Source organism: Gemmiger formicilis (assembly GCF_016900095.1).
Taxonomy (GTDB): Bacteria; Bacillota; Clostridia; order Oscillospirales; family Ruminococcaceae; genus Gemmiger; species Gemmiger formicilis_A.
In genome coordinates, this window is record NZ_JACJJP010000025.1 from 36,816 (window position 1) to 52,936 (window position 16,121).

14 protein-coding genes are annotated in these 16,121 nt (G+C 64.3%); 12 read left to right on the forward strand and 2 right to left on the reverse strand.

Annotation, left to right across the window (positions count from 1 at the left end; all coding sequences use genetic code 11):
• Positions 1-196 precede the first annotated feature (196 nt).
• The 11 genes from H6B15_RS11490 (at position 197) to H6B15_RS11540 (ending at position 12,966) form a co-directional block, all read left to right on the forward strand.
• The gene (locus tag H6B15_RS11490) at positions 197-538 is read left to right on the forward strand and encodes a hypothetical protein (protein ID WP_204648135.1); all 342 of its coding nucleotides are present in this window, start codon (positions 197-199) and stop codon (positions 536-538) included.
• The gene (locus H6B15_RS11495) at positions 538-1,635 is read left to right on the forward strand and encodes a V0D/AC39 family V-type ATPase subunit (RefSeq protein WP_204648136.1); all 1,098 of its coding nucleotides are present in this window, start codon (positions 538-540) and stop codon (positions 1,633-1,635) included. Before H6B15_RS11490 ends, H6B15_RS11495 begins: the two co-directional genes overlap by 1 nt.
• A 1-nt stretch (position 1,636) precedes the next feature.
• Positions 1,637-3,577, forward strand: coding sequence for a V-type ATP synthase subunit I (locus H6B15_RS11500; protein WP_204648137.1), 1,941 nt, complete (start codon positions 1,637-1,639; stop codon positions 3,575-3,577).
• A 68-nt stretch (positions 3,578-3,645) separates the two neighbouring features.
• A complete protein-coding gene (locus H6B15_RS11505; protein WP_204648138.1) occupies positions 3,646-4,020 on the forward strand; it encodes an ATP synthase subunit C in 375 nt (124 codons plus the stop codon).
• A 3-nt stretch (positions 4,021-4,023) separates the two neighbouring features.
• Positions 4,024-4,329, forward strand: coding sequence for a V-type ATP synthase subunit F (locus tag H6B15_RS11510; RefSeq protein ID WP_204648139.1), 306 nt, complete (start codon positions 4,024-4,026; stop codon positions 4,327-4,329).
• Positions 4,330-4,403: 74 nt separating this feature from the next.
• Positions 4,404-4,988, forward strand: a complete 585-nt coding sequence (locus H6B15_RS11515) for a V-type ATP synthase subunit E (protein WP_204648140.1) — start codon at positions 4,404-4,406, stop codon at positions 4,986-4,988.
• 24 nt (positions 4,989-5,012) lie between these two features.
• Positions 5,013-6,800, forward strand: coding sequence for a V-type ATP synthase subunit A (locus H6B15_RS11520; RefSeq protein ID WP_204648141.1), 1,788 nt, complete (start codon positions 5,013-5,015; stop codon positions 6,798-6,800).
• Positions 6,800-8,230 (forward strand): V-type ATP synthase subunit B, encoded by a 1,431-nt coding sequence (locus tag H6B15_RS11525; protein WP_204648142.1) that lies wholly within the window; start codon positions 6,800-6,802, stop codon positions 8,228-8,230. The genes H6B15_RS11520 and H6B15_RS11525 overlap by 1 nt, the downstream gene beginning before the upstream one ends.
• A 38-nt stretch (positions 8,231-8,268) precedes the next feature.
• Positions 8,269-8,883: a V-type ATP synthase subunit D gene (locus tag H6B15_RS11530; protein ID WP_204648150.1), complete on the forward strand. Its 615-nt coding sequence runs from the start codon at positions 8,269-8,271 to the stop codon at positions 8,881-8,883.
• Positions 8,884-9,700: 817 nt separating this feature from the next.
• Entirely contained in the window at positions 9,701-11,482 is a 1,782-nt protein-coding gene (gene aspS / locus H6B15_RS11535) for an aspartate--tRNA ligase (protein WP_204648143.1), read from the forward strand.
• A gap of 143 nt (positions 11,483-11,625) precedes the next feature.
• Positions 11,626-12,966, forward strand: coding sequence for an MATE family efflux transporter (locus H6B15_RS11540; RefSeq protein ID WP_204648144.1), 1,341 nt, complete (start codon positions 11,626-11,628; stop codon positions 12,964-12,966).
• 44 nt (positions 12,967-13,010) lie between these two features.
• On the opposite strand, the gene H6B15_RS11545 is transcribed toward H6B15_RS11540, so the two are convergent.
• Positions 13,011-14,036, reverse strand: coding sequence for a DUF4349 domain-containing protein (locus H6B15_RS11545; RefSeq protein WP_204648145.1), 1,026 nt, complete (start codon positions 14,034-14,036; stop codon positions 13,011-13,013).
• A 138-nt stretch (positions 14,037-14,174) separates the two neighbouring features.
• Positions 14,175-15,425, reverse strand: a complete 1,251-nt coding sequence (hisS, locus tag H6B15_RS11550) for a histidine--tRNA ligase (protein WP_204648146.1) — start codon at positions 15,423-15,425, stop codon at positions 14,175-14,177.
• A 191-nt stretch (positions 15,426-15,616) separates the two neighbouring features.
• On the opposite strand from hisS, the gene H6B15_RS11555 reads away from it, so the two are divergent.
• Positions 15,617-16,121 (forward strand): MFS transporter (locus tag H6B15_RS11555; protein ID WP_345941982.1); only part of this gene is annotated, 505 nt, incomplete at its 3' end.

A 16,121-nucleotide genomic window follows, 5' to 3' on the forward strand; every position in this document is an offset into this window, starting at 1 on the left:
TTTACACCGTCAGGTGTGGGCCCGCCCCGTTTCCGCTTTTTTAGAGGGATTTGTGATAAAAGAACCCGCGGCAGACCGCGTACCGGGAGCATGGACGCTTCCGGACGCTGTTTGCCGCGACGTTTCCCCCGGCAAAACCGGATGCGGCCGGTGCCGGGGCCGACAGACCGCACAGGCGTCTTTTCGAGGTGTTACTATGAAAGATTTGAACGAATTGATGCAGGCGATCCTGGATATGGACGCCGCCCAGCGCAAGGCGGCCGATGAGGCACAGAGCGAGCGCGCCGCCCGGCTGGCCGGGCTGGATGAAGAGCGCCGCCGCATTGCCGCGAAGGCTGCCGAAGAGAGCAAGGCCCGCGCCGATGCTGCCGCCAAGCAGGCGTCCGAAGCCAACACCGCCGCCCTGGAAGAACTGGCCGAAAACCGCGCCGCTGCCGAACGAAATCTGCAGCAGCGGGCCGAAGCCTGCACCGACCAGTGGGTGGACGAACTGTGCCGCCGGGCTCTGGCCGGCACGGGTGCCGGGGGTGAGGCTTAATGCTGCCGCTTCCGCTGCCCATGAAAACCCGGGCCAGCAACGCTGCGCTGGCCAAAGCCCGGGCCATGTACGGACGCCGCCTGACCACGGCGGACTACAAGCGCCTGGCCGCCTGCCGCACCATGCCGGCCCTGGCGGCCGAGCTCAAGGCGCTGCCCATGTATGAGGAAGCCCTCAAGAGCGTCAACGCCCCCACCGCCCGCCGCGCCCAGCTGGAAGCCATGCTGCGCCAGGCCATCTTTGACCGGTGCGACAGTCTGTGCCGGTACGAGCTGTCCAGCGGGCATCTGGTGTACGGGTACTTCACCACCAGCTGCGAGGTGGACGAAATCTTGTCCTGCCTGCGCTGTCTGGACGCCGGACGCCCCGGCGACTACCTGTACAAACTGCCGGACTTCCTGCAGCAGCGCTGCACGGTGGACCTGTACGCCCTGGCCCGGGTGACCGACGCCAAGAGCCTGCTGGCCGCATTGGCCGGCACCCCCTACCAGAAGATGCTGGCCCCCCTGGCCGAACTGCCTGAAGGGTCCAAGCTGCTGGTGTACGCCGAACCGTACCTGGAAAACTGGCGTCACAAGGCGCTGGTTTCCCTGGCGCCGGAGGGCACGGGGCCTTCCGCCCCCGGTGCTGAGCCCGGCGTGCGGGACTTTATTGCGCTGGAGTGTGACGCAGCCGCCATCTCCAACGCGGCACGCCTGATTCGCATGAACGCGTCGGTGGCGGCGGTGGACGCCGCTGCCCGGCGGGACTGCACCAACCTCAGCGAGGCGGAGTGGAACGCCATGCTGGGCGCCAAGGACATCGAAGCCTTCCGCGCCGCGCTGGACAAAAACCGCTACGGCCGCGCTTTGCGGCGGTACAACTACCGCATCCTGAAGGAAGGGCTGCAGATGTACCGCTACGACTGGTGCGAAAAATGGCTGCGCTTTTCCACCGACCCCAGCCTGGTCATGTTGTGTTATATCTACCTGGCCCGGTGCGAGGTTCAGAACCTTGATCATATTATCGAGGGCGTTCATTACCACATGCCTGCCGACGAGCTGCTGTCCATGGTGGTCGGCTGCCGGGCAGAAACTGAAAAAGGGAGGGTGAGTTGATTTGGTCGAACGCATGAAGCTGGTCCATGTGCAGGGCACCCTGCCGCACCTGGACGAATTCTTGGGCGCCTGCTGTCTGGACGGACGGTTCGGACTGGAGCCTGCCGCCGACTACATGTCCGCCTCGCTGGGCTATGCCCCGCTGAATGAGGAGGACCCCTACACGCCGCTGGTGCAGCGTGTACAGACTCTGGCAAAGGAGGTTGGCCAGGATCTGCCGGACAACGCGCCGGAAAAGACCCCCGCGGACCCCGAAACCAAGGAGTTCCTGGACAGCCTGACCCAGCGCATCGACGCGCTGCGCAACCAGAAGTCCAGCCTGCTGGAACAGCAGAAACTCTGCCAGGAGGGCATCGAACAGTACAGCCACTTCCTGAGCCTGAAAGCCAACATTGACGACATCGGCAACTGCAAGCACGTGAAGGTGCGGTTCGGCTTTTTGCCCAAGTCCGGCTACAACAAGCTGATGAGCAGCTACGCCGACGATCCGTACATCCTCTTCGTGCCCTGCAGCCAGACCAATGACGGCTACTGGGGCGTCTACTTCACCCCCCGCAGCAAGGCCCAGGAAACCGATGGTATCTTCTCCATGCTGTTCTTCGAACCCCTGCGGGTGCCCGGCGCCGCCGGCAGCCCTGAGGAGATCGTGGAGCACTTCCGGGAAAACCTGGAAGTGGTGCAGCAGAGCATCGACAGCCTCGATACCCGCCTGAAGGAAGTCTGGCAGGAAAACCTGGACAAGGTGCTGGCCATCTACAACGGCGCCCGGTACAACGCGGCGGTGTTCAGCCTGCGTCAGTACGCAGCCGTCAAGGGGGCGCACTTCTTCTGCGTGGGCTGGGTCCCCGCTTCCCAGATCGCCGAAATCACCGAGCTGGCCAAGGCCATCCCCAGCATCCGCGTCACCGTGGACGACCCCGACAAGGTGGGCCGTCATACACCGCCCACCAAGCTGCGCAATGCCTGGTTTTTCCGCCCTTTTGAGTTCTTTGTCGAGATGTACGGACTGCCCAACTATGACGAAACCGATGTGACCGCGTTCGTCGCCGTGACCTTCACCGTACTTTTCGGCATCATGTTCGGGGACGTAGGGCAGGGGCTGGTGCTCACCGCATTCAGCCTGTTTATGTGGAAGGTCAAAAAGAATCCGCTGTTTCACCTGATGATCCCCTGCGGCATCGCCAGCACCCTGGCCGGTTTCGTCTACGGCTCGGTCTTCGGGTTTGAGGAAGTCCTCAACCCGCTGTACCTGGCCATCGGCCTGCCCGGCAAGCCGGTGTCGGTCATGGAATCCATCACCGGCATCCTGCTGTGCGCCGTCTACATCGGCGTGGTCCTGGTGCTGGCCGCCATGGGCATGAACATCTACACCCAGGCCAAGCAGGGCCACACCGGGGATGTGCTCTTCGGCACCAACGGCGTGGTGGGTGTCATCACCTACGTGGCCGGCGTGGATCTGATCAGCGCCTTCATGGGTGCCACCGTCTTCATGCCGGTGTGGCTGGCCGCCATCCTGCTGGTGCTGGGCCTGGTGGCCCTGCTCTTTGCGGGGGTTCTGGCCCCCCTGGTCAACGGTGACCCCGACTGGAAACCCGCCGACGGCTGGAGCGGCTATCTGATGCAGAACTTCTTCGAACTGCTGGAAAGTGTGCTCAGCTACCTGTCCAACACCATCTCCTTCCTGCGTGTGGGCGCCTTTGTCATCGTCCACGCCAGCATGATGATGGTTGTCTTCACTCTGGCCGGCACCCCCGCCAACCCGGTGGTGGTCGTGCTGGGCAACCTGGTGGTCATCGCGCTGGAAGCGCTGCTGTCCGCCATCCAGGGCATCCGTCTGGAATTCTACGAGATGTTCAGCCGCTTCTATCAGGGCGGCGGACACAAGTTCCGCGCCCTGGACCTGAACGACGCGTCCACCGTCGTTCCCACCGATGCTTCCTGACAGTGCCCGCCAACCGGTGAGCCCCGTCTTTTGGATACTAAACCGACCAATCACAGGAGGGTATTATCATGAAAACCAACGCTCGTAAACTGATCGCTTCTCTGTTTATCGTCTTTACCCTGGTCTGCTTCGGCTGCTTCGCCGCCAGCGCGGAAGGCACCGACACCGCCAGCACCACCCAGACCACCGCTTCCGAGGAAGTCAGCCCCGAAAATGAACACAACACCAGCCTGAGCATCGGCCTGGTGGCCGCTGCCCTGGCCACCGGCCTGGCCGGCATCGGCGGCGGCATTGCCGTGGCCGCCGGCGCCCCGGCTGCCATCGCTGCCAACAGCGAAAACCCCAAGACCTTCGGCAAGAGCCTGATCTTCGTCGCCCTGGGCGAATCCATCGCCCTGTACGGCCTGGTCATCTCCATCATGATCCTGAGCAAGCTGGTGTAAATTATGCGCTTTTATCTGATCAGCGATAACTCCGATGCCATGAACGGCCTGCGCCTGGCCGGTATCGAGGGAACCGTCGCCCGCAGCGAGGACGACGTTCGCGCCGCGTTGCGCGCCATCGCCCGGGAAAAGGATATCGGCATGATTCTTGTCACCGAGAAAATTTCCGAAATGTACGGCGAGGCTCTGGGCCCCGTCCTGGGCAACGCCGGCGGTCCGCTGCTGGTCACGGTGCCTTCCACCGGCGGTTCCGCCGGCAAGGACCGCATCACCCGCTACATCCGCGAAGCCATCGGCATCAAGGTCTGAGCCACGGCTTTGCCCGGCCCGGCGGTACCGGGAATCGTTCAACCACACAAATTCGTTTTTTGGGGGTGTACCATATGCTGGAATTGAACGTCCGCGCCGAACAGTTCCTCGCGTCCATCCGGGCCGAGGGCGAACGCCAGTGCGCCGAAATCCGCGAAAAGACCGACGCCGAAGTTGAGGCCGCGCTCAGCGAAGCCCAAAAGACGGAGGCTGCCCGTGCGGAATCCACCGTCGCCTTTGAGACGGCCCGCGCCAAGACCCAGGCCAACCGCGCCCTGAGCGCCGCCCGCACCGAAGCCCGGGGCGTTTTGGCCAAGCGCCGCGCCCAGCTGGCCGACGATGTGTTTGCCAAGGCACAGCAGAAACTGGCCGATTTTACCCGCACCGACGAGTACGGTCCCTGGCTGCGCGCCAGTGCCGCCGCCCTGGCCAAGCGCCTGGGCGAAGGCACCGTGCTGTATGCCCGGGCCGCCGACCTGCCGCTGCTCACCGATCTGCCCGCCGGCTGCACCGTGCAGGCAGACGCCGCCAACACGCTGGGCGGCCTGCGCGCCGAAAACCCGGCTGCCGCTCTGGCCGCCGACGACACCCTGGCCGCCCGTCTGGCGGCCCAGCGCCCCTGGTTCCTGGAGAACGCGGGTCTGGAGATCGCGCTGTAAGGCTACAAAGAGGGAAGGATCACCATGCAAACCTACAAACTTCACAGCATCAACGGCCCGGTGGTCACCGTCAAAGGCCGCACCGGTCTGTCGATGATGGAGATGGTCCATGTCGGCAACCAGCGTCTGGTGGGCGAAGTCATCCGCCTGGACGCCGATGCGGCCACCATCCAGGTCTACGAGGAGACCGGCGGCCTGCGCCCCGGTGAACCCGTGGAACCCACCGGCGCCCCGCTGTCCGTCACCCTGGGCCCCGGCATCCTGCGCAACATCTACGACGGCATCCAGCGCCCGCTGCCTGCCATCGAAGCCGCCAGCGGCAGCTTTATCGGCCGCGGCGCCCAGGCCCCGGCCCTGGATACCGAAAAGAAATGGGACGTGACCGTCATCGTCAAGCCCGGGGATACCCTGGAACCCGGCCAGGTCTATGCCACCTGCCCGGAAACCCCGGCCGTCACCCATCGCTGCATGCTCTCGCCGCTGTACAGCCGCTGCACCGTCACCTGGGTGGCGGAAAACGGCCCCTACACCGTGGAAGAGCCCATCGCCAAGGTCAAGGATGAGGCCGGCAACGAGCACACCCTGACCCTGTGCCAGAAATGGCCCATCCGTACGCCCCGCCCCACCGCGGCCCGTATGACCTCGCCCAAGCCCCTGATCACCGGCGAACGTGTCATCGACACCATGTTCCCCCTGGCCAAGGGCGGCGCCGCCGCCATCCCCGGCGGTTTCGGCACCGGCAAGACCATGACCCAGCACCAGCTGGCCAAATGGTGCGACGCCGACATCATCATCTACGTGGGCTGCGGCGAACGCGGCAACGAGATGACCCAGGCCCTGCAGGAGTTCAGCGAACTGACCGACCCCCGCACCGGCAACAGCCTGATGGACCGTACCGTGCTCATCGCCAACACGTCCAACATGCCCGTGGCCGCCCGTGAGGCCTCCATCTACACCGGCATCACCCTGGCCGAATATTACCGCGACATGGGCTACCACGCCGCCATGATGGCCGACTCCACCTCCCGCTGGGCCGAAGCCCTGCGTGAGATCTCCGGCCGTCTGGAAGAGATGCCCGCCGACGAAGGCTACCCCGCCTATCTGCCCAGCCGTCTGGCTGAGTTCTACGAGCGCGCCGGCTACTTCAAGACCCTGTGCGGGGAAGAAGGCTCGGTGTCGGTCATCGGCGCCGTCAGCCCTCAGGGCAACGACTTCTCCGAGCCGGTCACCCAGAACACCAAGCGGTTCACCCGCTGCTTCTGGGCTCTGGACAAGAGCCTGGCCTATGCCCGCCATTATCCCGCCATCAACTGGAACGATTCCTACAGCGAATACCTGGGGGATCTGTCCGAGTGGTACTACGACAACGTGGGCAAGGACTTCATGGACTGCCGCGGCCGTCTGGCCGACCTGCTGCTGCAGGAGACCAACCTGATGCAGATCGTCAAGCTGATCGGTTCCGACGTCCTGCCCGATGACCAGAAACTGACCATCGAGATCGCCCGCGTCATCCGCGTGGGCTTCCTGCAGCAGAACGCCTTCCATCCGGTGGACACCTACGTGCCGCTGGAAAAGCAGCTGAAGATGATGGAGATCATCCTGTACCTGTACGACAAGTGCAGCGCCCTGGTTGCCAAGCAGGTGCCGGTGAGCACCCTGCTGGCCACCGGTCTGTTCGACACCCTGGTCAAGATGAAGTACGACATCCCCAACGATGATTTCAGCCGCTTCGACGCCCTGCGCGCCGAGATCGATACCAAGCTGGCCGCCGCAGGGGCGGGGGCCGGCAGCAAAGAAGGGGGCAACGCCTAATGATTCTGGAACATATTGGTCTGAGCCAGATCAACGGCTCCCTGGTTGTGCTGGATGATGTGCCCGGCGTCAGCTACGACGAGGTCGTGGAGCTGCGCCTGGACAACGGCACCACCCGCACCGGCCGTGTGGTCATGGTGGAAGAGAACCGCTGTGTCATCCAGGTGTTTGAGGGCTCTTCCGGCCTGAGCCTGGTCAACACCCGCACCGTGTTTACCGGCCATCCCATGATGATGGACCTTTCGCCCGAACTGCAGGGCCGTATTCTGGACGGCCTGGGCCGCCCCATCGACGGCCAGGGCGATATCTACCCGGTGGCCCGCCGCGACGTGAACGGCGCCCCCATCAACCCGGTCAGCCGTGTGTATCCCCGGAACTACATCCACACCGGCATTTCTTCCATCGACTGCCTGACCACCCTGATCCGCGGCCAGAAGCTGCCCATCTTCTCCGGGTCCGGCATGCGCCACAATGAGCTGGCCGTGCAGATCGTGCAGCAGGCCAGCGTGTCCGACGGTTCCGACTTCGCCATCGTCTTTGCCGCCATGGGCGTCAAGAACGACGTGGCCGAGTACTTCCGGGATTCCTTTGTCAGCACCGGCGCCATGGACCGGGTTGTCATGCTGCTGAACCTGGCCAACGACCCCATCATCGAACGTATCATCACCCCCCGTGCCGCTCTGACCGTGGCCGAGTATCTGGCCTTCGACCTGGGCAAGAACGTGCTGGTCATCCTCACCGATATGACCAGCTACTGCGAGGCTCTGCGTGAGTTCTCCTCCTCCAAGGGCGAGATCCCCGCCCGTAAGGGCTTCCCCGGCTACCTGTACTCCGACCTGGCCAGCCTGTACGAACGGGCCGGCATCATCAAGGGCAGCACCGGTTCTGTGACCCAGATTCCCATCCTGACCATGCCCGGCGACGACATCACCCACCCCATCCCCGACCTGACCGGCTACATCACCGAAGGCCAGATCGTGCTGGACCGTGCCATGGACGCCACCGGCATCTATCCCCCCGTGGCGGTTCTGCCCAGCCTGTCCCGTCTGATGAAGGACGGCATCGGCGCCGGCTACACCCGTGACGACCACGTCACCCTGGCCAACCAGCTGTTTGCCTGCTACGCCAAGGTGCAGGACGCCAAGGCACTGGCCAGCGTCATCGGCGAGGAAGAACTGTCCGAGAGCGACAAGCTGCTGATGCAGTTCGGCCGCGAATTCGAACACCGGTTCATCGGCCAGGGCAACACCAACCGCACCATGGAAGAGACCCTGGACCTGGGCTGGGAACTGCTGGCCGGGCTGCCCCGCGCCGCCCTGGACCGCTGCGACGACCAGCCCCTGGACACCTACTATGAGCCCGCCCGCAAGCGCCGCCAGCAGCGCCAGCAGGCCCTGCTGAACGCCCAGCCGGCGCCCCAGGCGAAATAATGGCGTACCAACAACATTCCGGCAAAGGCAGGTGATTCATCGTGCAGCAGGTATTTCCCACAAAATCCAACCTGATGGCCACCAAGCGCAGCCTGGCGCTGGCCGAGCAGGGCTATGAACTGATGGACCGCAAGCGCAACATTCTGGTGCGCGAGATGATGCGCCTGATCGACCGTGCCGCGTCGATCCAGGACAAGATCAGTGCGTCCTACGCCGAAGCCTACGACGCCTTGCAGCGCGCCAACATCACGCTGGGCTCGGTGGGCGAGTTCACGGCCAGTGTGCCGGTGGAACATGGGCTGAACATCGAGCGCCGCAGCGTGATGGGCGTGGAACTGCCCACCGTCACCCTGGACCCCAGCGCCCCTCTGGGCCTGTATTACGGCCTGGAATCCACCAACGGACTGCTGGACGCCGCCTACCTCAAGTTCAACGAGGTCAAGAAGCTGACCGTGGAACTGGCCGAGGTGGAAACCAGCGTCATTCGTCTGGCGGAAGCCATCCGCAAGACCCAGAAGCGCGCCAACGCCCTGGGCAACGTGCAGATCCCCCAGATGGAAGCCACCGTCAAGTTCATCGACGATGCGCTGTCCGAGAAGGAACGGGAAGAGTTCAGCCGCCTCAAGGTCATCAAGAACCAGAAAAACAAATAACTGCTTTTTCGGCCGCCGGTCCCGTGTGGGGCATGGCGGTCTTTTTTTGCCCGGGCGGCTATGCCGCCCGATGGCGCACAGCGCCATGCAAAAAAAGCAACGCGCAGCGTTGGTTCCGAAATCGGTCGGCCGCGAAAAGCGGCCCATGGTCCGGGGCAGCAGCCCGGAAAGCCTCACCTGTGTAAGGGGAGGTGCCGCGCAGCGGCGGTGGGGTTGTGAACCCTGCCCTGTTTTATGTTTCGGAGAATCTGGCGGGCGGGTGCCTGCCGGGAAGCTGTCGCTTTTTGGCGTCAAAAAGCGACGGAAAAACCGCCACCGTTTCGATGCGGTGGACGCCGACCAGGGCTGCGGCCCTGGACCCGGGGTGTGCGGCCACCTGACGACGGCCTACTCAGGTCCTGGGGGACCTGAGCAAGGAAGATTTTTTAAAAGCCATAAGAGGAAGTCTGTCGCAACCCATGGTCTGCCCTTAGCAGCTGTTGTTGGGAAATGGTTTTAAAATTTTTCCTTGTTCACCGGCCCCCAGGCCGGTGAAGAGGCCGTCGTCAGGTGGCCGCATCTTGGGGTCTGGGGCCGCAGCCCCAGCCGGCGGCCGCCGCATCGGAACGGCGGGACTTTTCGCTTCCTTTTGGTCACAAAAGGAAGGACTTCCCCGCAGACTCTTGTCTGCCAGAAAGCACCCAACCAACCAAAAAGAAAACCAGCCGCCTTCCGGCAAAAGCTGCCCTTTTCCGCCGCGGCCCCTTGCCAAAACGGCATGGCCGCGTTATAATTAAGTTTCAGCAAATAAGATTCCACCAAAAGGGGATAGAGAGTTATGGAAACGATGGGCAATCTGCGCCGCACCAACTATTGCGGCGAAGTCAGCCTGGCCGACGCGGGCAAGGAGATGACCGTTTGCGGTTCCATCGCCCGTGCCCGTGACAAGGGCGGCATCATCTTTGCCGACCTGCGGGATACCACCGGCATTTTGCAGATGGTCTTTGACGAGGACACGCCCAAGGACGTCTTTGCCAAGGCCGAAAGCCTGAAGAGTGAATATGTGGTCATTGCCCGGGGCACCCTGCGGGAGCGCGCCGCCAAGACCGATAAGATCGCCACCGGCGATGTGGAACTGTATGTGAGCGAACTGCGGGTGCTGAGCGAAGCCCAGACCCCGCCCTTCGAGATCCGGGACGGCATCAACGTCAACGATGATCTGCGCCTGCGCTACCGCTACCTGGACCTGCGCCGCCCGTCCATGCACGAGCCCATCGTGCTGCGGTCCAAGATCTGCCAGGTGGTGCGCAACTACTTCTACGACCAGCATTTCTGCGAGATCGAGACCCCCACCCTGATCAAGTCCACCCCCGAAGGCGCCCGTGACTATCTGGTGCCCAGCCGTGTGCAGCCTGGCCACTTCTACGCCCTGCCCCAGAGCCCCCAGCTGTACAAGCAGATCCTGATGCTCTCCGGCTTTGACCGGTACTTCCAGGTCGCCCGCTGCTACCGCGACGAGGACCTGCGCGCCGACCGTCAGCCCGAGTTCACCCAGATCGATGAGGAGCTGTCCTTCGTCACCGAGGACGACATCATGACCATCAACGAAGGGCTCATCAAGCGTCTGTGGAAGGAAATCCTGAACATCGACGTGCCCACCCCCTTCGTGCGTATGCCCTGGGATGAGGCCATGAGCCGCTTCGGCTCCGATAAGCCGGATACCCGCTTCGGCCTGGAGATCCAGGATGTGAGCGGCGTCTTTGCCGGTACCGGCTTCAAGCCCTTCGCCGATGCCCTGGCCGCCGGCGGCACCATTCGTGCCATCAACGCCAAGGGCATGGCCGACCGCCTGACCCGCAAGAACATCGACAAGCTGGGCGAGGTGGCCAAGACCTACGGTGCCAAGGGCCTGGCGTACAGCCGCCTGACCGCCGAGAGCACCACTTCCAGCTTTGAAAAGTTCCTCACCGAGGAGGAAAAGACCGCCCTGTACCAGGCTCTGAATGTGGAGACCGGGGACGTGGTGCTGCTGGTCAGCGACACCGACTGGGTGCGCGCCTGCACCGCCCTGGGCCAGGTCCGCCTGGAGATGGGCCGTAAGTACGAGCTCATCGACAAGGACGCCTTCAACTTCCTGTGGGTGGTGGACTTCCCCCTGTTTGAGTACAGCGAGCAGGAAGGCCGCTGGATGGCCATGCACCATCCCTTCACCATGCCCAAGCCGGAAGACCTGGACAAGGTGGAAAGCGACCCCGGTGCCTGCCGTGCCCTGGCGTACGACATCGTGCTCAACGGTGTGGAGCTGGGCGGCGGTTCCATCCGCATCAACGACCCTGCCCTGCAGGACCGCATGTTCCACGCCCTGGGCTTCACCGAGGAGAAGGCCCGCGAAAGCTTTGGCTTCCTGATGGATGCCTACAAGTTCGGTGCACCCCCCCACGGCGGTATGGCCTACGGCCTGGACCGTCTGGTCATGCTCATGCTGAAGAAGGATTCCATCCGGGATGTCATCGCCTTCCCCAAGGTGCAGAACGCCGGCGAACCCATGTCCGGTGCGCCCGACGTGGTGGACCCCAAGCAGCTGCAGGACCTGTCCATCGCCCTGGTGGACAACCACTGAATAACTGAATAAGGACCCGCCGCCGGGTGGGTTGCAAAAAACGCTGGGCTTTGCGTCGTAGGCCATTGAAGACGCAAAGTACCGGCGTTTTTTTGTATGTTCGGCCCGGCGCGGGGACAGACTGACAAGAAGGAGGCAAAACCATGAACCATACAAATCCGACCCTGCGGGCCGAATTCGGCCGCTATGCGGTGCTCAGCGTGCTGGGCATGATGGCGGTGTCCTGCTACATTCTGGCGGATACCTTCTTTGTGGCCCAGGGTCTGGGCAGCGAGGGCCTGGCCGCCCTGAACCTGGCCATCCCCGTCTACAACGTCATCCACGGCATCGGCCTGCTGCTGGGCATGGGCGGCGCCACCCGGTTTTCGGTGCTCAAAAGCCAGAACGCCGGGGCGGAAGCCAACGTGGTCTATACCCACACCCTGGCCATGGCCGCGGCGGCTTCGGTTGTCTTTGTGCTGGCCGGGCTCACCGTTCCCGGCCCCCTGGCCGCCCTGCTGGGGGCCGCCGGTACCGTCCACACCATGACCACCACCTACCTGCGGGTGCTGCTGGTCTTTGCACCGGCGTTTCTGCTCAACGATGTGCTGCAATGCTTTGTGCGCAACGACGGCGCGCCCCAGCTTTCCATGGCTGCCACCGTCACCGGCAGCCTGGCCAACATTGTCATGGACTATATCTTTATCTTTCCCTTCGGGCTGGGCATTCTGGGCGCGGTGCTGGCCACCGGCATATCCCCGGTCATCGGCATCCTGATCCAGGCGCCCCACTGGGCCAACCCCCGGTGCGGGTTCCGCCCGGTGCGCTGCCGCCCCCACCCCCGCACCGCCGCCCGCGTGGCGGCCCTGGGTGTGCCTTCGCTGCTGGAACAGCTCTCCGGCGCGGTGGTCATGGTCACCTTCAACTTCCTGATCCTCCGCCTGGCGGGCAACACCGGCGTGGCTGCCTACGGGGTGGTGGCCAACCTGTCCCTGGTGGTGCTGGCGGTGTACTCCGGCCTGGCCCAGGGCATGCAGCCCCTGGTCAGCCGGGCCTGGGGCCACGGACGGCGCCCCGACCTCTTCCGGCTGCTGCGCTACGCCCTGCTCAGCATGGCGGTGGTGTCGGCGGTGGTATACCTGGGCATCTTTGCGGGGGCGGGGATCATTGCCGCCGTCTTCAACAGTGAGGGCGACCCCACCTTGCAGGCCATTGCGGTGCAGGGCCTCAAACTCTACTTTGTCGGGGCGCCCTTCGCCGGGGCCAACGTGATTCTTTCCATCTGGTTCACCTCGGTGGAACGTCCGGTACCCGCCCAGACCATCTCCCTGCTGCGGGGACTGATCCTCATTGTGCCCGCCGCCCTGGTGCTGGCCGCCCTCTTCGGCATGCCCGGGGTGTGGCTGGCCTTCCCGGTGAGCGAAGCCCTGGTTGCTGCCGTGGGCTGCGGTCTGTTTTTGAAACATCGGGGACGGCTGTATCCCCCTTCCCACGAATCGGCATAAAAGAGGCCCCCGGCGCCGTGCGGCGCCGGGGGCGTTTGGGTGTCTCAGTATTTGGGGGTGCCTTCCTCCGGATTTTGGGGTGCAGTGTCGGGGGTGGCGGGCGGCGCGTACACAGCTGCCCCCTGGGGCGGAGCGGCCTGCCGGGCAGCCTGCCGGGCTTTCCGGCGGGCCAGGCGGGCGGGCCGGGTGAGGAGCAGCACCGCGACGATCACCGCAGCCAGCACCACCAGCGGCCACATATAGACCACCGCCAGCACAAAGCCCTGCACAAAGTCCACAAAGCCGTCCCAGCCTTCCCCGAAGGCCCGGCCCAGCTTCTCCCCGAAGGTGGCGGGGGTGACCGGGGTCAGGGTGGCCACCTCATACAGGCTGATGTCCACGGTGGAATAGGTGATCTGGTCGTCCATGGCCCGCAGCTGGCGGGTGTAGTTCTCGATCTCATACTGCACGTCCGAAAGCTGGCTTTCGATCTCCAGCAGGTCGGCGGTGGTCTGGGCGGTTTCGGCCAGGGCATTCAGCCGGTCCCGCTGGTTTTCCAGGGCGGCCAGGCGGGCTTCCACATCCACATACCCGGCGGTGATGTCGTTGGCATCCTCGCTCAAGTACCGCTGGTTGCCTGCCCGGCCCGCGGCGTCCAGAAAGGCCCGGTAGTTTTCGGCCGGGACCCGCACGGTGCAGTACAGGCTGCGGTTCTGGTCCTCGGCGCTGCCGTTCTGGCTGCTGTGTTCCAGATACCCGCCCTGGGCGTCCACCGCCGCCAGCAGGGCGGTGCGGGTGGCGTCGAAATCGGTGGCTTCCATCTCCAGGCTGGCGGTGTAGACGATCTTGCGGGCGCTTTCGGCGGTGGAACCCGGGTCCAGGGTCACCGCCCCGGCGCCGGACTCAGCCTCGCCGGTGACGGCGTCGGCGGTGGTGTTCTCCTCGGGGACGGTGGACTCCACCGAGGGGGCGGCATCGATGGTGCCGGTGACCTTGTCCATGCTGGCCGCCCCGCAGGCGGTCAGGGAAAAGGCCAGGGCCAGGGCGGTCACAAAGGCCGCCGGGCGACGGAACAGGGAACTGCGTTTCATGGGATCTCCTCCTTTACAGGGGTTGTTTCCTTGTCACCAGTATAACACGGAAAAGGCCGCCGCACGTTACAAATTGATGCCAAAAACAAAGCGGGAACGCCATTTTTCGGCGTTCCCGCTAAATATCTGGGATGGTTTTCAGTCCTTTTTACCAAGGGCCTTGATGTCCTCGTTGTCCGCAAAGGCCACGGCGTTGAACCCGGCGTTCTCCAGCGTGCCGAACTGCTTGCCCAGCTTCTTGGCCTGGGGCAGCACGGTCACGTCGTAGTCGGTGCGCAGGCCCTCGGCCTTGGTGAGCACCTCGGCAAAGTCGGCTTCGGGCAGATAGAGCAGGGCCAGCTTGGGCTTGGCGCCGGGGATGGAATATCCCTGCTCAAGCAGAATGCCGCAGACCCGCTCGAACCCGATGGAGAAGCCCACCGCCGGCACCTGCTGGCCGATGAACTTGCCCACCATGTTGTCATACCGGCCGCCGCCGGCCACCGCGCCGGAGAACTGGGGGCAGGTGACCTCGAACACCATGCCGGTATAGTAGCCCTGGCCGCGCACCAGGCTGGGGCAGTAAGCCACGCCGTAGCGCCCGGCGGCCAGCTTTTCGGCGGTGGCCAGCACATAGCGCAGGTCGGCGGTGAGGGCGGGGCCCTTCTCGCCGCAGGCGGCGGTGACGGCTTCCAGGCTGAAGTCGCCCCCGCGCAGGAAGGCGTCCAGGGCGTTGACGGCCTCGGCGGGGAAGCCCTTTTCCTCCAGCTCACCCCGTACCCCGTCGGCGCCGATCTTGTCCAGCTTGTCAAAGCTGATGCACACCGAATCCAGGGTATCCTCGGCAAAGCCCATGCCGGCCAGCATGGCCCGCAGGATGCGCCGGTCGTTGATGTTCACGGTGAAGCCGGAAAAACCGATGCGCAGCAGCGCCCGGGCGGTCACGTCGATGAGTTCCACCTCGGCGTTGGGGCTTTCGTCCCCCAGAATGTCGATGTCGCACTGCACGAACTCCCGCAGACGGCCCTTCTGGGGACGCTCGGCCCGGTAGACCCGGTCGGTCTGGATGACCTTGAAGGGGTGGGGAAGGGAATTGCGGTTGGCCGCATAGTAGCGGGACAGGGGCAGGGTCAGGTCGTACCGCAGGCCCATGTCCGAAAGCTGGGCTTCGTCCCCGCTGCGCAGGGCGGCGGCCAGCTTTTCGCCCCGCTTGAGCACCTTGAAGATCAGGTTCAGGTTGTCGCCGCCGTCGCTCTTGTTCAGGTTCTCCATATCCTCCAGGATGGGGGTGGAAATGCGCTGGAACCCGGCGGCACGGTAGGTGGCCAGGATCTCGGCCTGGATGTGGTCGCGCAGGGCCTGCTCGTGGGGCAGCAGATCGCGCATACCTTTCAAGGGTTGGGTTTTCATGGCTTGGCAGCTCCTTACTCTGTTTGAAATATCCGCCCGGGGCGGGAAACATCATTCTGGCGGCACCTGGCCGCACTGTACTGTATATCATAGCCCCCGGCCGGTGGTTTTGTCAACCAAAAGGGCCTGGCGGCGGGGAATTTCCGCCCTTTTGGCGGGGCATACTGAAAGGAAGCAAAGGGGGCAACAAAGTGAAACAATCCAAAGGCGCGCCGCAGATTCTGGCCGCGGGGGCGGCGGTGCAGCTGCTTACCGGCATTCCGGCGGCGTGGGGGGTGTTCCAGCGCCCGGTCATGGAAGAATACGCCCTCACCCGGGCCCAGGCCAGCATGGTCTTTGCGGTGCTGGTGGCAGGCTACGGGGTGGGATGTGCCATCGGCGGGCTGCTGCAGGACGCCCGGGGCCCCCGGTTCGCCGCCGGATGGGGCACGGTGCTCATGGGCGGGGGATTCCTGCTGGCGGCAGTTCTGCCTGCGGGCAACGCCCCGCTGTTCCTGATGGCCTACAGCCTGCCCGCGGGGGTGGGCAGCGCCTTTCTGGCCCCGGCGGTGCTGGCCTGCGCCCAGAAATGGTATGCCGGGCGCAAGGGCCTGGCCACCGGGGTCACCGGGGCGGCCATGGGGCTTTCGGGGGCCTTCCTCACCCTGTTTGTCCGGGGCATCGGGGGAACCTTCGGCATGCGGGTCTGCTTCGGGG